General features: G+C 74.9%; 13 protein-coding genes, 1 tRNA gene and 2 pseudogenes. 11 read left to right on the plus strand and 5 right to left on the minus strand.

The window, feature by feature from the left end; all coding sequences use genetic code 11:
* Nucleotides 1-64: 64 nt before the first annotated feature.
* Nucleotides 65-505, minus strand: a pseudogene (locus ABWK59_RS12660) (universal stress protein); the annotation flags it as partial.
* Between the two features lie 668 nt (nucleotides 506-1,173).
* Here ABWK59_RS12660 and ABWK59_RS12665 point away from each other — a divergent pair.
* Nucleotides 1,174-2,184, plus strand: coding sequence for an HAD family hydrolase (locus tag ABWK59_RS12665; protein ID WP_354640574.1), 1,011 nt, complete (start codon nucleotides 1,174-1,176; stop codon nucleotides 2,182-2,184).
* A 49-nt stretch (nucleotides 2,185-2,233) separates the two neighbouring features.
* Here the strand turns inward: ABWK59_RS12665 and ABWK59_RS12670 are convergent, their stop codons facing one another.
* Nucleotides 2,234-3,061 carry a GNAT family N-acetyltransferase gene (locus tag ABWK59_RS12670; RefSeq protein WP_354640576.1) on the minus strand — a complete coding sequence of 276 codons (828 nt, stop codon included), beginning with the start codon at nucleotides 3,059-3,061 and terminating at the stop codon, nucleotides 2,234-2,236.
* 975 nt (nucleotides 3,062-4,036) lie between these two features.
* Between ABWK59_RS12670 and ABWK59_RS12675 the strand changes: the two are divergent.
* The 4 genes and pseudogenes from ABWK59_RS12675 to ABWK59_RS12690 form a co-directional block, all read left to right on the plus strand.
* Nucleotides 4,037-5,197 (plus strand): annotated as a pseudogene (locus tag ABWK59_RS12675) (helix-turn-helix domain-containing protein); the annotation flags it as partial.
* Nucleotides 5,198-5,949: 752 nt separating this feature from the next.
* Entirely contained in the window at nucleotides 5,950-6,552 is a 603-nt protein-coding gene (gene orn, locus ABWK59_RS12680) for an oligoribonuclease (RefSeq protein WP_354640578.1), read from the plus strand.
* A 112-nt stretch (nucleotides 6,553-6,664) separates the two neighbouring features.
* A tRNA-His gene (locus ABWK59_RS12685) sits at nucleotides 6,665-6,740 on the plus strand.
* A 183-nt stretch (nucleotides 6,741-6,923) separates the two neighbouring features.
* Nucleotides 6,924-7,370, plus strand: a complete 447-nt coding sequence (locus tag ABWK59_RS12690; RefSeq protein ID WP_354640579.1) for a DUF4442 domain-containing protein — start codon at nucleotides 6,924-6,926, stop codon at nucleotides 7,368-7,370.
* 260 nt (nucleotides 7,371-7,630) lie between these two features.
* On the opposite strand, the gene ABWK59_RS12695 is transcribed toward ABWK59_RS12690, so the two are convergent.
* Nucleotides 7,631-8,701: a LacI family DNA-binding transcriptional regulator gene (locus ABWK59_RS12695; RefSeq protein WP_354640580.1), complete on the minus strand. Its 1,071-nt coding sequence runs from the start codon at nucleotides 8,699-8,701 to the stop codon at nucleotides 7,631-7,633.
* A 469-nt stretch (nucleotides 8,702-9,170) separates the two neighbouring features.
* On the opposite strand from ABWK59_RS12695, the gene ABWK59_RS12700 reads away from it, so the two are divergent.
* The 5 genes from ABWK59_RS12700 (at nucleotide 9,171) to ABWK59_RS12720 (ending at nucleotide 15,082) form a co-directional block, all read left to right on the plus strand.
* On the plus strand, nucleotides 9,171-10,496 hold the full coding sequence (locus ABWK59_RS12700) for an ABC transporter substrate-binding protein (RefSeq protein ID WP_354640582.1): 1,326 nt from the start codon (nucleotides 9,171-9,173) through the stop codon (nucleotides 10,494-10,496).
* A 149-nt stretch (nucleotides 10,497-10,645) separates the two neighbouring features.
* The gene (locus ABWK59_RS12705) at nucleotides 10,646-11,692 is read left to right on the plus strand and encodes a carbohydrate ABC transporter permease (protein WP_420492772.1); all 1,047 of its coding nucleotides are present in this window, start codon (nucleotides 10,646-10,648) and stop codon (nucleotides 11,690-11,692) included.
* A gap of 2 nt (nucleotides 11,693-11,694) precedes the next feature.
* Nucleotides 11,695-12,624, plus strand: coding sequence for a carbohydrate ABC transporter permease (locus tag ABWK59_RS12710; protein ID WP_354640584.1), 930 nt, complete (start codon nucleotides 11,695-11,697; stop codon nucleotides 12,622-12,624).
* A 48-nt stretch (nucleotides 12,625-12,672) separates the two neighbouring features.
* A complete protein-coding gene (locus tag ABWK59_RS12715; RefSeq protein ID WP_354640586.1) occupies nucleotides 12,673-14,247 on the plus strand; it encodes a glycoside hydrolase family 1 protein in 1,575 nt (524 codons plus the stop codon).
* Between the two features lie 169 nt (nucleotides 14,248-14,416).
* Complete coding sequence (locus tag ABWK59_RS12720; RefSeq protein WP_354640588.1) at nucleotides 14,417-15,082, plus strand: hypothetical protein; 666 nt, start codon at nucleotides 14,417-14,419, stop codon at nucleotides 15,080-15,082.
* A 44-nt stretch (nucleotides 15,083-15,126) separates the two neighbouring features.
* Here ABWK59_RS12720 and ABWK59_RS12725 read toward each other — a convergent pair whose 3' ends face one another.
* Complete coding sequence (locus ABWK59_RS12725) at nucleotides 15,127-16,080, minus strand: spermidine synthase (RefSeq protein ID WP_420492773.1); 954 nt, start codon at nucleotides 16,078-16,080, stop codon at nucleotides 15,127-15,129.
* 102 nt (nucleotides 16,081-16,182) lie between these two features.
* Nucleotides 16,183-16,674 carry a hypothetical protein gene (locus tag ABWK59_RS12730; protein ID WP_354640592.1) on the minus strand — a complete coding sequence of 164 codons (492 nt, stop codon included), beginning with the start codon at nucleotides 16,672-16,674 and terminating at the stop codon, nucleotides 16,183-16,185.
* Nucleotides 16,675-17,055: 381 nt separating this feature from the next.
* On the opposite strand from ABWK59_RS12730, the gene ABWK59_RS12735 reads away from it, so the two are divergent.
* Nucleotides 17,056-18,444, plus strand: a complete 1,389-nt coding sequence (locus ABWK59_RS12735; protein WP_354640594.1) for a tetratricopeptide repeat protein — start codon at nucleotides 17,056-17,058, stop codon at nucleotides 18,442-18,444.
* The last annotated feature ends 35 nt before the right edge of the window (nucleotides 18,445-18,479 follow it).

The following is an 18,479-nucleotide window of genomic DNA, read 5'->3' on the forward strand; positions in this document are numbered from 1 at the left end:
GGGGTTTCCGGTTCCGTTCCGCGCGGGGTTCCGCGCCGCGCGGGGTTCCGCGCCGGGACGCCCGTCAGGGGATGACGATCACCGGGCGGTTCGCGCGGCGGGCGAGGCGGCCGGAGACCGAGCCGAAGAGCTTGCCGAGCAGTCCGTGGGTGCTGCCCACCACGATCGCGTCGGCGGCGTACTCCCGGCCGACCTCCTCGATCTCGTGGCAGATGTCGCCGCCCCGCTCGACCAGGATCCACGGCACGTCCGCGAGGAAGTCGGCGCAGGCCAGCTCCAGGCCGAGGATCTCGGTCCGGTGGTCGGGGAGGTCCACGAACACCGGCGGCTCGCAGCCGGCCCAGACGGTCGCCGGCAGCCGGTTCGCCACGTGGACGATCACCAGGCCACACTGCGACCGCTTCGCCATGCCCACCGCGTACGCCAGGGCGCGCTCGCTGGAGAGCGAGCCGTCGAAGCCGACCACCACACCGTGCTGGAAGACCGGGTCGCAGGCCCGCGCGGGGTCCTCCCGGAGCACCGGCTCGCCGTCGCCGTCCCGGCGGTCGGTCGTCGGTCCCGTGCCGTCCGTCATCGCGCCCTCCCTCCGTCCGCCGGGGCCGGTGGCCGGTGTCGCCCTGCGCTGGCGCGGACGGGGCCATCTGCGAGCGCTCCGGTCACCGCCACCGGGCTCGTCGGCCGCGGCGCCGGGGAAACGGGGAGGCTCAAAACCAGCCATGACTCAAGGCTCTTCAACTGAGACGGGCCGACATGGGAGGACAACACTGCCCGGGCAATAGGCCCAGCAACGGCATCGAGCCGGTTCGCACCGAGCACCACTGAACGCGACCTGTTCCTTTCAGAGTACGACGGGGCCACCGCCCGGCCCAGCGCCACGGCACCGGGCCGCAGATGATCCCGCTCACGGGGGACGCGCGCTCCTCGCCCCGTGCGCCCCACCTTCGTGGTTCCGGGCCCGGCGGACAAGGGGTTCCCAGGAGCTTGACCGACCGAACGCCCCGGCGCAACAGGGCCTCCACACACCGTGACCCGACTGTCATCGGCCCGCGTCCGGCCCGCCGGACCGGTCCCGCCACGCTCCGCGACCCTCCGGATCCGGCCAGTTCGACCCGTTTCGGCTGCTGCTTGGCAATTGCCAGATGCATACGGCCGGTTACTGGCAGCATTCATGGCATGCCACTCCTCCTGTTCGACCTCGACAACACTCTCCTGCCCCGAGATGCCGCGTTCAGGGCCTGGGCCCGGGACTTCCTGGCCGAATACCGGCTCCCCGCCGGCGATCTGGAGTGGTTCAGCACCATCGACGGCGGCGGCTACGTGCCCCGCGACACCGTGCTGGGAGCGGCCAAGCGGCGGTACGGCCTCGACCACTCCCTCGACCTGCTGCTCGCGCACTACCGGCGTGGCGTCAACTCCCACATCCACTGCCCCGATTCGCACGTCAAGGCGCTGCGCGCGGCCCGCAACTCCGGCTGGACGCTGGGCATCGTCAGCAACGGCGGCACCCGTCCGCAGCTGGAGAAGATCCGCCGCACCGGGCTCGGCTCGCTGGTCGACGGCTGGGTGATCTCGGAGGAGGCCGCCTGCCTCAAGCCCGACCCGCTGATCTTCGAGATCGCGGCCCGGCGGTGCGGATACTCGCCCACCCGGGACTGGACCTCCCACACCTGGATGATCGGCGACCACGCCCCCGCGGACATCGCCGGCGCCGAGGCGACCGGACTGCGCAGCGTGTGGCTCCACCACGGGCGGCCCTGGGCCGAGCGCGGCTACCGGCCGACCCTGAGCGCGCCCGGTCTGCCGGAGGCGGTCGGGCTGGTCCTCAGCGCCCGCAGCGCGGCCACGCCCGCCTCCGCGATGGCGGCCCGGGCTGCCCGCGCGACGGCGGCTGCCGGAGCGGCGCGCGGCGCGGGCGTACGGGTCGGCGCGGAGCTGCGGGTCGGCGCCGGGCGGCCGGTGGCCGTGGAGGCCGTCACGGCGCCGCTGGCGGCACAGCTGGCGGGCGGCCGGGACACTGCCGCCGCGACGGGCACGGGCGGCGCGGGCGGCACGTTCGGTACGGCCGACGGGCCGGGGGCGGCACAGCCGGCGCGCCCGCGCACCCGGGTGGCGGTGCCGGCCTCGGCGCTGGCGCCGACCGCGGACCGTCCGGCCCCGGTCGGGAGGGTCCGGGCCTCCGGCTGACCGTCCCACCCTCGGCCGCACCCGCACCACGAGCCACCGGCTCCGGGTGTCAGGCCTCGGCCTCGGCTGCCGTGTCGGCCTCCGGCAGCAGGAGCGGAACGTCCGGGGAGAGTCCCGGGAGGCGCCACCAGCGGGTCACGCCCTGCTCGGTGAAGCCGAGGCGCTTGTAGAGGGGTTCGCCGAGGAGGGTGGCCACCAGGGTGGCGGGCTTCCCCTCGGCGGCCGCGAGGGCGGCGTCGACCACGGCCCGGGCGACGCCCTTGGAGCGGTGCACGGGCAGGGTGGCGACCCAGTACACGCCGACCGCGGTGCCGTCGTCGTAGGTCATGCAGGCCCCGGCGGTGTCGCCGTCCACGGTGGCGAGCCAGGCCCGGTAGCCGGGCTGGTCGAGCAGGGCGGGGGTGAGGAACTCGCCGCGGCGCCACGGCTGGCGGGGCGGGATCGGGAAGCCGTCGACGACGGCCCGTTCCACCTCGGCGAAGGCGTCGGCGTCCACGGCCTCGTCCACCCGCAGCCCGGCGGGCGGGGCGGCGCGCAACGGCTGAGCCTCGGCGTGCGGTTCGCGCACCATCACCGGGAGCCCCAGGCCCGCCTCGCAGTGGTACCGGGTGAGGTCGAGCTTTCCGTACGGGTCCTCCAGGCAGAGCCGCGTGGTGCCCCAGTCACGGAAGACCTGGACCAACTCGCGCTCCAGCGCCTCGGGTTCGTCGTACGGGCGGGTCACCACGACCCGGTGGACGTCGGCGGCGTCGCGGTCGCAGCGGACGGCCGTGAACCCCGGGCGCACCAGGGTTTCCCAGCCGTGGACCCGGGCCTGGGCGAGCCAGAAGGCCGCGGCGTTGTCGTTGGCCAGTTCGAGCCGGCTGCGATTCTCCATGGGTCCGACCATAACCATCCGAACGCGCACGGGACGGGCCGGTCCCGAGGTGGCGTGGGCGCGGTATTCCGCCGACGGTCCGCGGGCGATCCGGGGGCGATCCGCAGGCGCGTGATTCGGCCGACGTGACGGCCGGTTCCCGGTTCCACCGGGCGCGTTGACGCACCGTCCGGCGCGGTCGACGGACGCCGGCCGGGCCGCTGCGGGCTGCGCGGAAGGCGCTCGCGGCGGCGCGCGGAACAGGGGCACGCGCCCCCGACTGGGACCGGCGATTTTCGGTCAATCTGCGGCCGCCCCCTTCCCGCCCGGCAAAGCCGCAGTCCACGCACCCGGCGCGGGGGTGCGGTCCATGGCGGTCGGTGATCGGTCGTGCGACAACCAGCCACCGTTGCCCGCGCCCCCTTCACAGGGGGGTCGACGGGTGCCACTCTTCGTGATCGAATGCATCACGCCAAATTGCCATGTCGACATAGCGTCGGATGGTGAACTTGTCACAACGGCAACGGTCCACCAAGTAGATTCGATCTTGGCGAGCAGTGCGGCACCACAACACCACACCACCGAGGGGGCTGGAGCGCCTTGAGCAGGGTGAGCAGGAGCGACGCGGGTCCTGAGGGCGGCCGGCCGCCTGTCGGTCTGCCTGGTCGCGCCCCGAGAGTCGGTGCGGCCAACCCCGGTGCCACCAGCCCGGCCGGTCCGCTCAAGCCCAGCAGCCCCAACACCCCCACCGGTGCCAACAGCCTCGCCAGCCACCCGGGTTCCGCAGGCCCCTCTGCTCACGCCGGTCACACTAATCACACCAGCAACTCCGGCCACGCTGCCCACTCGGGCACCAACAGCCACTCCGGCCACGCCGGTCACGGCGACGGATCCGCCTCCCCCGCCGCCGGACTGACCCAGGGTCACCTCGGCCCGTACCCGGGCTCCGCCCCGGCCGGCCCGCTCTCCGCCGGTGCCGCCGCCTCCGCCGCCTCCCTGCTGGTCCCCACGCCGCGCAAGCTCTCCGGCCGCCGCCGCCGCGAGACCGTGGCCGTGCTGCTGTTCAGCGGCGCCCCGATCTTCGAGAGCTCCATCCCGCTGTCGGTGTTCGGCGTGGACCGCCAGGACGCCGGGGTCCCGCGCTACCGGCTGCTGGTCTGTGCCGGCGAGGAGGGCCCGCTGAGCACCACCGGCGGGCTGACCCTGACCGCGCCGTACGGCCTGGAGGCGCTGTCCCGGGCCGGCACCATCGTCGTCCCGGCGTGGCGGTCGATCTCTCAGCCGCCGCCGGTGGAGGCGATCGCCGCGCTCCGCAAGGCGCACCACGAGGGCGCCCGGATCATCGGCCTGTGCACCGGCGCGTTCGTGCTCGCCGCCGCCGGCCTGCTGGACGGCCGCCCCGCCACCACCCACTGGATGTACGCGCCGACGCTGGCCAAGCGGTACCCGCGGGTGCACGTCGACCCGCGCGAGCTGTTCGTGGACGACGGCGACGTGCTCACCTCGGCCGGCACCGCCGCCGGGATCGACCTCTGCCTGCACGTGGTCCGCAGCGACCACGGCACCGAGGCGGCCAACGCCCTGGCCCGCCGCCTGGTGGTGCCCAACCGCCGCAGCGGCGGTGGACAGGCCCAGTACATCGACCAGTCTTTACCGGAGGAGATCGGCAACGACCCGCTCGCCGAGGTCGTGACCTGGGCCCTGGAGAACCTCAACCAGCAGTTCGACGTCGAGGTGCTGGCGGCCCGCGCCTACATGAGCCGGCGCACCTTCGACCGGCGGTTCCGCACGCTCACCGGCAGCGCACCGCTGCAGTGGCTGATCACCCAGCGGGTGCTGCAGGCGCAGCGGCTGCTGGAGACCTCCGACCTGTCGGTGGACGACGTGGCGCGCCGCTGCGGCTTCCGTTCACCGGTGGCGCTGCGCGGGCACTTCCGGCGGCAACTTGGGGTCTCCCCCGCCGCGTACCGGACGAGCTACCGGGCGCGGCGTCCCGCGCAGACCGTGACCGTGCCGCCGCAGGCCCTGCCGGGCGACCGGATGGGTGTCGGGGGCCCGCAGCCGCCCCTGGGCGGCGGTCCGGCCGCCGGAGGGCCGTCGGGCGGGCACCCGTACGCGTCGGCGTACCAGCACCCGGGGTCCCCGCACGCGGGCGGCCACGTCCAGCACGGCGGCGGGCACCCGGGTGCCGCGGGGCAGGGGCACGGGACGCAGCCGGGAACGCAGCCGGCGGGCGTCCACGGCTCCCCGGGGCCGGCGGGCCACCAGGCGTCGGGCACCGCGGGGCAGGGCGCGGTGGCGCCGCACGGTTCGGCGTCCGTGCACCCCGGGCAGTCCGCGGCCGGTGGGGGCCGGCAGCGGGTGCGGCCGCTGGTGCCGGTACAGCAGCTGCGGGGGCGTCCAACGCGCGGCGCCGAGCGGGAGCGCGAGGCCGAGCAGCAGCCGCTCGGGCGCCCGGCCGCCACCCGGGGGACCGATCGACGGGCCGAGGGCCTGTCCGGACGGGCTCCCGCCGACCGTACGGCGGAGCGGCCTACCGACCGGCCTACGGATCGGACCGTGGACCGCACGGCGGACCGGGCTTCCGGTGACCGGGCCGTGGGTGCGCGGCCGGCGGCCGGCGGCCGGACGGTCGAGCACGCGGTGGCGGAGGAGCACGGCACCGACCGGGCGGAGGTCCGCGACCAGGGGAAGGAGCACCGGGCCGACCGGCTCGACGGCGCCCACCCGGCGGAGCCCGGGTCCGACACGCCCGCGTCCGAACACGTCTCCGAGCCGGGGACCGGCGAAGCGGGCACCCCGGACACCTCCGGCGACGGCACCGGGGCGGCACCCGGGGGACAGGCCCAGCGCTCCCGCGCGGGCCGTGCGCTGTCCGCCTCGCGTGATCGCGCCGTAGGGTGATGGGCGTGAATGACCGTCTGGTATGGATCGACTGTGAAATGACCGGCCTGGACCTCGACCGGGACGCCCTGGTCGAGGTCGCCGCGCTGGTGACCGACTCCGAGCTGAACATCCTCGGCGAAGGCGTTGATGTGATCATCCGTCCGCCTGCCGAGGCGCTGGCGACGATGCCCGAGGTGGTGCGCACCATGCACACCGCCTCCGGACTGCTCGACGAACTGGAGCACGGGGTCACCCTGGCCGAGGCCGAGGAGAAGGTGCTCGCCTACATCCGCGAGCACGTGCCCGAGGCCGGCAAGACCCCGCTGTGCGGCAACTCCGTCGCCACCGACCGCGGCTTCCTGGCCCGGGACATGCCCGCTCTGGAGGGCCACCTCCACTACCGGATCGTGGACGTCTCCTCGATCAAGGAGCTCGCCCGCCGCTGGTACCCGCGCGCCTACTACAACAGCCCGCAGAAGGGCGGCAGCCACCGCGCGCTGGCGGACATCCGCGAGAGCATCGCCGAACTCCGGTACTACCGCGAGGCCGTGTTCGTCCCGCAGCCCGGGCCGGACACCGACGCCGCCCGCGCCATAGCCGCGAAGCACCAGCTGCCGAGCGCCTGACCTGCCGGGCTCGGCGGACCGGGGGAAACCCTGGCGCGAGCACCCTCTCGGATCCTGTAGAGTTCTTCCTGTCGGAACGGGAACGCGAGAGCGGGAACGGACCGGACAGATGGTGGGCGTAGCTCAGTTGGTAGAGCACCTGGTTGTGGTCCAGGTGGCCGCGGGTTCGAGTCCCGTCGCTCACCCCATCTGATCAAGCCCCGACCCGGGTCGACCGGGTCGGGGCTTGCTCTGTTTCTGCGGCGTGTTCAGCTGCGCACCGGTGGCGGGGATTTCACGCGGAGGCTGCCGCCGCGATCCTTCGTGAACGAATGAGGGCCGGGCCGGATCAGGGCTCCCCAAGTAAGCTACCCGCTAGTAACATCTCCGGCATGACCACACCTTCGATCGGGCAGCTGCTCGACTCCACCGTCCCGATGGCCCGGACCCTCAAGCTGGAGTACCTGGAGACCAGCCCCGAGCGGGCCGTGCTGCGGCTGCCGGACCAGCCGGACTTCCACAACCACGTCGGTGGGCCGCACGCCGGTGCGATGTTCACGCTGGCGGAGTCGGCGAGCGGGTGCATCGTGCTGGCCGCGTTCCAGGACCAGCTCGGACGGGCGGTGCCGCTGGCGGTCAACGCCGAGATCGCCTACAAGAAGCTGGCCATGGGCGAGGTGACCGCGACCGCCACCCTGGGGCGTCCGGCCGCCGAGGTGGTCGCGGAGCTCGACAAGGGCGAGCGGCCCGAGTTCCCGGTGGTCGTCGAGATCACCCGGGCCGACGGCGCGGTCACCGGCGTGATGACCATCACCTGGACCCTCCGCCCCAACTCCTGAGCCCGACTCAGGCACCCGGGCGAGCGGGTGGCCGGGCGACCGCTCGGGGGCGCGGGGACCGCGCGCGACGGCGGGGCTGAGCGCCGCGCCCAACCCGGGGAGCGGCGTCCGTCCGCGGGCGGCTGCCCGGCGTCGGGCGGCTTCCCGGCGTCGGGCGGCTTCCCGGCGGCGGACTCCCGGCCTCGCGCAGTCCACGCCCCCCCCCCGGTGGCCGGCCCCGCCGTCGCGCGCGGCCGGGTCGCGTTCAGGCGGAGTCGCGTTCAGGCGGAGTCGCGGACGACGAGTTCCGTGGCGAGGACGACCTGGCGGCGGGCGCGGCCGGCTTCGGTGATCTCGTCGAGGAGGAGGCGGGCCATGGTCCGTCCCATCTCCTCGATGGGCTGCCGGACGCTGGTCATCGGCGGGTCGGTGTGCCGGGCCACGATGGAGTCGTCGAACCCGATCACCGCGACGTCGTCAGGCACCCGCCGCCCGGCGGCGCGCAGCACCTGCATCGCCCCCGCCGCCATCACGTCCGAGGCGCAGAACACCGCGTCCAGCCCCGGCACCCGGTCGAGCAGTTCCCGCATCGCCGCCCGGCCGCCGTCCTCGGTGAAGTCGGCGAGCCCGACGAGCTCCTCCCGGTACGGGACCCCGGCCTCCTCCAGGGCCCGCCGGTAGCCGCCGAGGCGGGCGTGGGCCACCTCCATGTCCAGCGGGCCGGTGATGGTGGCCACCGAGGTGCAGCCGCGCCGCAGCAGGTGCCGTACGGCCATCCTGGCGCCGCCGGCGTTGTCGGCGTGGACGTAGCTGAGCGGTTCCTGCTCGCCCCGGCGGCCGGCCAGGACGGACGGGATCTCCAGGCTCTCCAGCAGTCCGGGCAGCGGGTCGTCCTGATGGACCGACACCAGTAGCACCCCGTCCACCCGCTGGGCGGTGAGGTAGGCGGCGAGGCGGTCCCGTTCGCGCTGGTTGCGGACCAGGATGAGCAGCAGCTGCATGTCGGTCTCGGCCAGTTCGGCGGAGACGCCGCTGATGATGTCGGAGAAGTACGGCTCGGAGAACAGCCGGGTCTCGGCCTCGGGCACCACCAGGGCCACCGCGTCGGTCCGTGAGGTGACCAGGGTGCGGGCGGCCCGGTTGGGGACGTAGCCGAGTTCGGCGATGGCGGACCGGACGGCCTCGCGGGCCTTCTCGCTGACCCGGGGCGAGCCGTTGATCACGCGGGACACGGTGCCGCGGCCGACGCCGGCGAGCGCGGCCACCTCCTCCAGCGTGGGGCGCGCGGAGCCGCGGCCACCGGCGCCGGCGCCGCCCCGGGCGCCCTCGGGGCCCTGTCCGGTCTGGCTCATCGCTCACCTCTCGGCGTTCTGGACGCCCTCTCGGGGCGCGGGATTCCGGGCGGCCCGGTCGGGGGCTTCCGCCCATTGTGGCCGGTACCGGCGGGCCGGTGGACCGGAGCCCCGGTGGGGGCCGCTCACCGCCGTCCCCACCGGTCCGACCACGGATCCGCCGCCATGTCTTGACACCTGCCCCCTTCACCGTGGAACCTTCCGGCAGGCCGCGTGGGAGCGCTCCCACACTGCCGGTCCACACTCTAGCGCCGATCACCCGCCGTCGGCACCACCCGCACCACGCCGACCGCGGATCCCCCCGAACCACACCGGGACCACCGCACAACTCCCGTGCCACCGCACGGATTCCGGCGAACCACACCACCACCGGGCCCGCCACTGGGGCCCGGCACCGGACCCTTCACCGACGAGACGCACCACCCGACCGCGCCGCACCCCGATCCCCACCCGGAACAAGGAGACCGCCATGCGCACCACCTCCCGCCCCCGCAGAGCCGCCGTCCTCGCCACCGCCGTCCTCGCCTCCTCCGCCCTGCTGCTCACCGCCTGCGGCAGCGGCTCCACCCACGCCTCGGACGGCTCGGGCTCGGGCGGCTCGGGCGACCGGATCACCCTCACCGTGGGCGACTTCGGCACCTTCGGCTACAAGGAGGCGGGCCTGTACGACGAGTACACGGCCGCCCACCCGAACATCACGATCAAGTACGAGACCACCCAGGACGGCCAGAAGTACTGGGACGCGCTGACCACCCACCTCGGCGCCGGCAGCGGGCTCGCCGACATCCAGGCGGTGGAGGTGGGGTACATCGCCCAGGCCACCGGCACCCTGGCCGGCAAGTTCACCGACCTGCGCACGGTGGACGGGGTGAACCCGGCCAACTGGCTGCCCTGGAAGTCCAAGCAGGCCACCACCGCGAACGGCGCCCTGATCGGGCTCGGGACCGACATCGGCCCGATGGCGGTCTGCTACCGCAAGGACCTGTTCGAGCAGGCCGGGCTGCCCACCGACCGGGCCGAGGTGGCCAAGCTCTGGCAGGGCGACTGGTCGAAGTTCGTCGAGGCGGGCCGGCAGTACCAGGCCAAGGCGCAGGCGGGGACGTTCTTCACCGACTCGGCGAGCGGCCTGTTCAACGCCGCGCTCTCCGCCGAGCCGCAGCAGTACTCGAACGACGCCGGGAAGCTGGTCTTCAAGGACAGCCCGGGGGTGAAGAAGGCGTGGGACGTCGCGGTCTCGGCCTCGCAGGCGAAGATCAGCGCCGGTCTGCGGCAGTTCCAGGACCCGTGGAACGCGGCCTTCGCCAACGGCAAGTTCGCCACCGTGGTCTGCCCGTCCTGGATGACCGGCCTGATCAGCAAGTACTCCGGTGACGCGGGCAAGGGCAAGTGGGACATCGCCGCGGCGCCGGTGGCCAGTAACTGGGGCGGTGCCTTCCTGACCGTCCCGAAGGCGGGCAAGCACCAGAAGGAGGCGGCCGCGCTGGCCGCCTGGCTGACCGCGCCGGAGCAGCAGGCCAAGGTCTTCACCAAGGTCGGCAACCTCCCGTCGACCGTCGGCGGACTGCAGCAGCCGGCCGTCCAGGGCGCGAAGCTGGACTACTTCGGCGACACCCCGACCGGCCAGATCTTCGCCTCCACCGCGCAGGCCATCAAGCCCGCCCCGATCGGAGAGCAGGACGGCACGGTCAAGACCGTGATCACCGACAACGGCGTCCTCGACATCGAGGAGCACGGCACCGACCCGGCGAAGGCGTGGCAGAACGTGCTGAAGCTGGTCGCGGACAAGGTCGGCTGATCCCCTCCCGGCGGCCCGGCTCCCGCGGGCCCCGGGCACCCGGGCGGTCGACGCGCCCGGCCGGCGGACCACCCTCCCGGCCGGGCACCGCGCCCTTGCCGCACCGAACCACCACCCGCCCCACCGCCACCTTCGGGAAGGACACCCCCGTGGCCCCCTCCACCCGAGCCGCGGCCGAGGACGACTCGGCCGCCCACCAGGCCGCCGCCCATCAGGCAGCCGCCCGCCCGGCCGCCAAGCCGCTGACCGACACATCCGCCACGCCCGGGCCCCGCGGCCTGCGCTCGCGCCTCCACCGGTTCGACGTCAGGGCCTCGCCGTACGTATTCGTCGCCCCGTTCTTCCTCTGCTTCGCCGCCTTCGGCCTGTTCCCGCTGGTCTGGACGGGCTGGCTGTCGCTGCACCGGGTCGACCTGCTCGACCCGGACGCCATGAGCTGGCTCGGCCTGGACAACTACGCCCGCCTGCTGGACGCCGACCGCGGCGAGCAGTTCCGCAACGCGCTGGGGAACACCGTCACCATCGGGGTGCTCTCCACCGTCCCCCAGCTGCTGATGGCCCTGGGCCTGGCCCACCTGCTCAACTACCGCCTGCGCGGCCGGGGTTTCCTACGGGTGGCGGTGCTCGCCCCGTACGCCACCTCGATCGCGGCGGCCACCCTGGTGTTCGTCCAGCTGTTCAACCCGGACTACGGGCTGGTCAACTGGTTCCTGTCGCTGGTCGGCGTCCGGCCCGACTGGTACGCGGACACCTGGCCGGCCCAGATCGCCATCTCCACCGTGGTCACCTGGCGGTGGACCGGCTACAACGCGCTGATCTACCTGGCCGCCATGCAGTCCGTCCCCAAGGACCTGTACGAGGCAGCGAGCCTGGACGGGGCCTCGCGCTGGCAGCAGTTCACCCGGGTCACCGTCCCGTCCATCCGGCCGACCATCCTGTTCACCGCCGTGGTCTCGACGATCGGCGCCACCCAACTCTTCGGCGAGCCGCTGCTGTTCGGCGGCGGAGTCGGGGTGAGCGGCGGATCCGCCCACCAGTACCAGACGCTGGCCCTCTACATGTACGAACTCGGTTGGCCGAGCCGCCAGTTGGGCCGGGCCGCGGCGGTGGCCTGGAGCATGCTGCTGATCCTGCTGCTGATCGGCGCCGTGCAGTACCTGATCGCCCGCCGCAACCGTGCGCCCCAGGAAGGCTGACCATGGCCGCGACCGCACCCACCGGACCCGCCGTACCCACCGCACCCACGCCCGCCGGGCCCGCCGCACCGCCCCCACCCCGCCGCCGCTTCCGCCCGGGCGCGGGCGACCAGGACAAGGCCGGCCCGCTGGCGTACCTGCTGCTCGGCCTGGCCGCCGTGGTCTCGCTCTTCCCGCTGTACTGGACCTTCGTGGCGGCGAGTTCGACCGGCGAGCGGGTGGCCCAGTCCCCGCCGCCGCTGGTGCCCGGCGGGGAGCTGTGGCACAACGTCTCCACCGCCTGGGAGCAGGCCGAGCTGGGGAAGGCGCTGCTCAACTCCACCGTGGTGGCGGGCTGTGTGGCGCTCTCCACCGTGCTGTTCGCCACCCTGGCCGGGTTCGCCTTCGCCAAACTGCGCTTCCGCGGCCGGAACGCGCTGCTGACCCTGGTCGTGGCCACCATGACGGTGCCGCCGCAGCTCAGCGTGATCCCGCTGTACCGGATCATCACCGACCTCGGTTGGGGCAACCAGCTGCAGGCGGTGATCCTGCCCTCGCTGGTGGCCGCGTTCGGGGTGTTCTTCATGCGGCAGTTCCTGCTGGAGGCGCTGCCGACCGAGCTGGTCGAGGCGGCCCGGGTGGACGGCGCGCACAGCCTGCGGATCATCTGGCACGTGGTGTTCCCGGTGGCCCGGCCGGCGATGGCGGTGCTGGGCATGCTGGTCTTCGTCCAGTCCTGGAACGACTTCTTCTGGCCGTTCGTCGTCCTGACCCAGCAGAACCCGACCGTGCAGGTGGCCCTGTCGGCGATCGGCGGCGGCAGCGGGCACGACATCAACCAGGCGGTGGTGATGACCGGCGCCCTGGTCGGCACCCTCCCGCTGCTCTTGGTCTTCGCCGTCCTGGGGAAGCACATCGTGGGCGGCATCACGGCCGGCGCCGTGAAGAGCTGACCACCAGTGACCGACCCCGTCCCCCCGATCTCATGGGAGCGCTCCCGCATGACCGTCACCCCCACGCACCGCACCGGCCCGCAGGCCCCCCGCCCCCGGCACCAGCAGACCGCCGAACCCGCCGGGACCACCAGATCCACCGAGCTCACCGGATCCACCGAGCTCACCGACGCCGCCGCCGCGACCGGTCTCCGGGCCGCCTTCCCGCCCGGGTTCGCCTGGGGCGCGGCCACCGCCGCGTACCAGGTGGAGGGCGCGGCCACCGAGGGCGGCCGGACCCCGTCCATCTGGGACACCTTCAGCCACACGCCCGGCAAGGTGGTCAACGGCGACACCGGCGACACGGCCGTGGACCACTACCACCGCTTCCGCGAGGACGTCCGGCTGATGGCCGACCTCGGCCTCACCTCGTACCGGTTCTCGCTCTCCTGGCCCCGGATCCAGCCCACCGGACGCGGCCCGGCCGTGGAGCGCGGGCTGGACTTCTACCGGGCGCTGACCGACGAGCTGCTGGCCCGCGGCATCCGCCCGGTGGCCACCCTCTACCACTGGGACCTCCCCCAGCACCTGGAGGACAGCGGCGGCTGGCCGCACCGGGACACCGCGTACCGCTTCGCCGAGTACGCCGCGCTGGCCGCCGAGGCGCTCGGCGACCGGGTGGCCGTCTGGACCACCCTCAACGAGCCCTGGTGCAGCGCCTTTCTCGGGTACGGCTCCGGGGTGCACGCCCCCGGCCGGACCAGCCCCGCCGACGCGCTGCGGGCCGCCCACCACCTCAACCTCGGCCACGGGCTCGCGGTCGGCGCCCTGCGCGCGGCCCTGCCGCCGGCGGCGGAGGTCTCGGTCTCGCTCAACCTGCACCAGGTCCGCCCGCTCGGCGACACCCCGGAGGACCGGGAGGCCGCCCGCCGGATCGACGCGGTGGGCAACCGGATCTTCACCGGCCCGATGCTCTCCGGCCGCTACCCGGAGGACCTGCTCGCGGACACCGCCCACCTCGTGGACTGGTCGGAGCTGGTCCGGCCCGGGGACCTCGCCGAGATCTCCCGCCCGATCGACCTGCTCGGCGTCAACTACTACACCCCGACGCTGGTCTCCGCCGCGGACACCGCGAACACGGCGGACGCCGCGGACGCCACGGACGCCGCCCGGCCGCCCCGGCACGACGGACACGGCGCAAGCCCCCACTCCCCCTGGCCGGGCGCCGAGCAGGTGGCCTTCCACCGCGCCCCCGGCGAGGTCACCGCGATGGACTGGCCGATCGACGCCACCGGGCTCACCGACCTGCTGCTGGACCTGCACCGGGCCCACCCGGACCTGCCGCTGCTGGTCACCGAGAACGGCGCCGCCTTCGAGGACACCGTCGCCCCCGACGGCAGCGTCACCGACCCCGAGCGGATCGCCTACCTCGACCAGCACCTCGCCGCCGTGGCCCGCGCCCTCGCGGCCGGTGCCGACGTCCGCGGGTACTACCTGTGGTCACTGCTGGACAACTTCGAGTGGGCGTACGGCTACGGCAAGCGGTTCGGCGCGGTGCACGTGGACTACGCCACGCTGGCCAGGACTCCCAAGGCCAGCGCCCGTTGGTACGCCGAGGTGATCCGGCGGGGCGGGCTCGCCTGACCGGCCGCGCCCACCCGGCGAAGATCACTCAGAGTGACCAGCGGGCGTAACCTCGCGGGGGGCTCGCTCGTTCTCCCTCCACGTGCGAGCCAAACATCCGAGAACCCCGCAGGACGAGCCCGGCCGGGGCCGCCCCGCCGCTCGGCGCCGCCCCGGCCGGTCCAGGGTGGTGGCCGCAGGGCTGGGCGCGCTGCTGGCCCAACTGTGGGGGCTGGCCCTGGGGGTGGCCGACGCGCACGCCGCAGCCGGGGAGCCCGGGGCCGGGCTGGTGAGCCGGGCCGACGCCGCGATCGGCACGCTGGCCGAGACCGCCGCACCGGCGCTGGAGCATCCCACCGCGCCGGTGGAGCGGCTGCTCCAGGAGCAGATCCGGGCGGGCGGGCTGCCGCTGCCCGGCCAACAGGCCCCCGTGCCGGACGCGTTCGCGATCGCCGGCTCGCTGCTGCCCTCCGTGCCCTCCCAGCACCGCGGCGAGGAGACCGCGCGGGCCTCCCGGTCCGGTACGCCGGGGGTGCCCGACAGCGCGGATCCGGCCGGGATCCGCGGTGTCCCCGGGGTGGTCGTCCCGGCGCAGCGGACGCCGGGCGGCGGCGCCGCGCTGCCGGTGACCGCGGAGCGGCCGGTCCCCCGGGCGGTGGCGGCCGTGGTGCCGGCGGCCCGGCCGGAGAGCGCCGAACTCCCGCTCACCACGAGCCCGTTCGCCCTCACGGCCGCCACCCCGGCGCCGGCTGCGGACACCGACTGCGGGACGGCGGTCCTGGCGCCGATCACGCTGGGCGCCCTGCTGTCGGGGGTCGCGCTGTACCGGCACCGCGGGCTGCGGCGCGGGCACTGAGGCGCTGCTGGGCGGGGTCGCCCCTGGCGGCCTCAGGGGGCGCCTCAGTGGAAGACGCCGTCCGGCGGGGCGGGGGACGGGACGGCGGTGGCGTCGGTGGCCGGGACGGCCCCGGCGGTGAAGTCCGCCAGGGAGCGGCCGTGTTCGATCCGGCCGTGGGACGGGTCGGTGGCGACCCGGCGGCCCAACTCGTCGAGCGGGAGCGGCTGGTGGGAGGCGGCCAGGATCAGGTTGCCGAACCGCTTGCCGCGCAGCACGGCCGGGTCGGCCACCAGGCAGACCTCGGGGAACACCGCCCGCAGGGTGGCGACCTGGGCCCGGGCGAAGGGAAGGCCGGCGCCGTCGGTGATGTTGGCGGCGAACCGTCCGGTGGGGGCGAGCGCGCGGGCCGCCAGTTCGGCGAACTCCCGTGTGGCGCAGTGGCCCGGGACCCGCGCCCCGGAGAACACGTCCGCGATCACCAGGTCGGCCGCACCCTCGGGCGCGCGTTCCAGCACCGCGCGGGCGTCCGCGCCGCGGACCCGGATCTGCCAGCTGCGCTCCAACGGGAGTTCGGTGCGGACCAGTTCGGTCAGGCGGGTGTCGATCTCGGCGACCTGCTGGCGGGAGCGCGGCCGGGTCGTCGCGGTGTAGCGGGCCAGGGTGAGGGCGCCGCCGCCGAGGTGCAGCACGGTGACGGGCTTGCCGGCGGGAGCGGCCAGGTCGATCAGGTGGCCGAGGCGGCGCTGGTACGTGAAGCCGAGGTGGGTGGGGTCGGCCAGGTCGACCAGGGACTGGGGTGCGCCGTCCAGCAGCAGGTGCCAGGCGCGGGGGCGGTCGCGGTCGGGGCGGAGTTCGGCGGTGCCGGAGGCGACCGGGTGGAGCAGTGGGCCCTGGGCGTGGGTACGGCCCGTGGCGGGGGTCCGGCCGGCGGCCGGGGTGGGGGCGGTTCCGGGGTCGGCGGGGTCCTGCTCGGCGGTGCGTATTCGGCCTGACCTGCTGCGTCCCATGCGGACCATTATCCAGCGGGGGCCTGCGGGACGGCCGGGGAGGGAGGGGTGGGGGCGCCGGGTGCGGACGGAAGGAGGTCCTGCTCCCGGGGGATCACCGGGTGCGGGTGGCTAGAACGGGCCGAGGCCGCCTGCGGTGAGGGTGCAGGCGGCCTCGCAGAGGGCGGAGCGGAGGACCCAGGCGTCCGTGGGTCGGGGGGTGGCGTCCGGGCCGGCGGGCGGCATCAGCCAGCGTGGGTCGGTGGCGGACGGCAGGACGGGTCCGGGGGTACAGATGCTGCCGGGCAGGTGCCAGCTGTCGGCCGTCCCGGCGGGCACCAGGAAGGTGACCGCGGTGCCGCCGGCGGTCTGGAGGACCGCGCCGCAGGCCCGCCGCAGCCGGAGGATGTCCACGGTCTCCAGTCCGTGCCGCACGGTGACGGTGACGGCGTCGTACCGGTCGACGGAGGCGGGGGCAGGCGCGGGCCGGTCCGAGGGGCGGGCGCGTCCGCCGCCCGCTCCGAGCCGGTCGAACTCGCCGCCCTGGGGCACCAGCGCCGGGGCGTGCCCCGCTGGCACACGGGGGGCGGCCGGGAGCCGGTACTGGGGCACTCCGGTGGCCATGGGGCCCTCCTGTCACCTCGTCAGGTCGGAGCCCGGGTCACTCGGTCGAGTGTCGGTCGGCCGACCCCGCCGAGCCCAGTCGGGTGCCGGCCGCCGACCGCCGCCGTCCCGGTCAGCGCGGGGCGGGGCGGGCCTCCAGGGCTGCCACGTACCAGGACAACGCGGGGAGGGCCGGTCAGGCCACGGGGTGGTGTACAGCAAGCCATGGCATTTCATGGCGGAACCCGGCGAGGTCGCCCGGATTGTCCGTGATTGCCCGACCGGTGATCCGATACGCGCGGTATCCGAGTCGTGACTCCCGGTACTGTCGTCCCGTCGTCGGCGGGCCCACCTGACAGGGGCCCGCCGCGACGCCTCAGCGGCACGACCTCGGAGCGCAGCATGGCAGCCACGAGACCGGACGGGCCCGGCTCCGCGCCGGCCGCCCCCAACCTCGTGATGCGGGAGCTGCGCGGCGACCTCTCCCCCGGCGAGTTCGCCACCGCGGTCCGCCGGGCCGCCCGGGAGATCGGCGAGCACGTGTCCTGCGACGCGCGCTATGTCGGCCGGGTGGAGGCCGGCGAGATCCGCTGCCCCAACTACGCCTACGAGCGGGTGTTCCGGCACATGTGGCCGGGCCGTTCGCTGGAGGACCTCGGGTTCGCGCCGCGGTCGGCGGTCCGCCGCCGGCCGGCCGTCGGGCCGCCCCTGGCGGCGGTGGCCCCGCCCGCGGGTCCGCCGCTGTCCGACGAGGAGAGGGACGACGTGCGTCGTCGTACGTTCCTGGGCGGTTCGACCGCCCTGGCGGCCGCGCTCGGCCTGGACCGGCCCGCGCCGGCCGCGGCCGCCGTGCCGCCCGCACCGCGGCAGGCGGTGGACGCCGCCCGGAAGGTGGGCGCGGCCGAGGTGATGGGGGTGGAGCAGGCGGTCCGCGACATCCGGCTGCTGGACGACGCGCACGGCGCGGACGCCCTGTTCGAGATGGCGGGCCAGTCGTTGCGGCACGCGTACGTACTGCTCAACGACGGCGACTACTCGGCCGCGACCGAGCGCCGGCTGCAGTCGAGCGCGGGTGAACTGGCCATCTCGGTCGGCTGGTTGGCGCACGACTCGAACCGGCTGGCGGACGCCAGGTCGTTCTACTCGGAGGCGCTGGCCACCGCCCGGATGGCGGGGGACGCGGCGCTGGAGGCGCATGTGTTCTGCAACAGCGCCTTCCTGGCCCGGGACGCCGGCCGGCCGCGGGAGGCGCTGCGGGCGGCGCAGGCGGGGCAGTCGGCCGCGCGGCGGCTCTCCTCGGCGCGGCTGCGGTCGCTGCTGGCGATGCGGGAGGCGGGCGCCTGGGCGGTGCTGGGCGACCGGTCGGCGTGCGAGCGGTCACTGGCGCTGGCGCACACCCTGTTCGACCGGGGCGGGTCGGCCGAGGACCCGGAGTGGATGTCCTTCTACGGCGAGGCGGAGCTGGCCGGGCTGGAGGCGCAGTGCTGGTCGGCGCTGGGCGAGTGGGACCTGGCCAGCGACCGGGCGGTGCGGGCGATGGACCTGCAGGACCCGCACTTCGTCCGCAACCGGGCGCTGTACACCGCCGAGTTGGCGCACGACCGGCTCGGCCGCGGGGACCTGGCGGGCGCGGGCGAGCACGGGACGGCGGCGGTGGCGCTGCTCGGGCAGGTCCGGTCGGCGCGGATCCGCGGGATGCTCGCGCACACCGCGGGGCGGCTGCGCGAGCACCGCGCGGTCCCGGAGGTCCGGGCGTTCCTGGAGGCGTACGACGACGCCCTGGCGGCCTGACCCGGGAGTTCCGGGGGGGGAGGCCTCCGACAGCC

Origin of the sequence: Kitasatospora sp. HUAS MG31 (assembly GCF_040571325.1) — a bacterium.
GTDB classification, from domain to species: domain Bacteria; phylum Actinomycetota; class Actinomycetes; order Streptomycetales; family Streptomycetaceae; genus Kitasatospora; species Kitasatospora camelliae.

Bases quoted from the DNA above. Each gene is read 5' to 3' on its own strand.
- ABWK59_RS12700 (WP_354640582.1), top strand. From the start codon at position 9,171: ATGCGCACCACCTCCCGCCCCCGCAGAGCCGCCGTCCTCGCCACCGCC.
- ABWK59_RS12725 (WP_420492773.1), bottom strand. From the start codon at position 16,080: ATGGTCCGCATGGGACGCAGCAGGTCAGGCCGAATACGCACCGCCGAG.
- ABWK59_RS12735 (WP_354640594.1), top strand. From the start codon at position 17,056: ATGGCAGCCACGAGACCGGACGGGCCCGGCTCCGCGCCGGCCGCCCCC.
- ABWK59_RS12665 (WP_354640574.1), top strand. From the start codon at position 1,174: ATGCCACTCCTCCTGTTCGACCTCGACAACACTCTCCTGCCCCGAGAT.
- ABWK59_RS12715 (WP_354640586.1), top strand. From the start codon at position 12,673: ATGACCGTCACCCCCACGCACCGCACCGGCCCGCAGGCCCCCCGCCCC.
- ABWK59_RS12710 (WP_354640584.1), top strand. From the start codon at position 11,695: ATGGCCGCGACCGCACCCACCGGACCCGCCGTACCCACCGCACCCACG.
- ABWK59_RS12695 (WP_354640580.1), bottom strand. From the start codon at position 8,701: ATGAGCCAGACCGGACAGGGCCCCGAGGGCGCCCGGGGCGGCGCCGGC.
- ABWK59_RS12690 (WP_354640579.1), top strand. From the start codon at position 6,924: ATGACCACACCTTCGATCGGGCAGCTGCTCGACTCCACCGTCCCGATG.
- ABWK59_RS12730 (WP_354640592.1), bottom strand. From the start codon at position 16,674: ATGGCCACCGGAGTGCCCCAGTACCGGCTCCCGGCCGCCCCCCGTGTG.
- ABWK59_RS12670 (WP_354640576.1), bottom strand. From the start codon at position 3,061: ATGGAGAATCGCAGCCGGCTCGAACTGGCCAACGACAACGCCGCGGCC.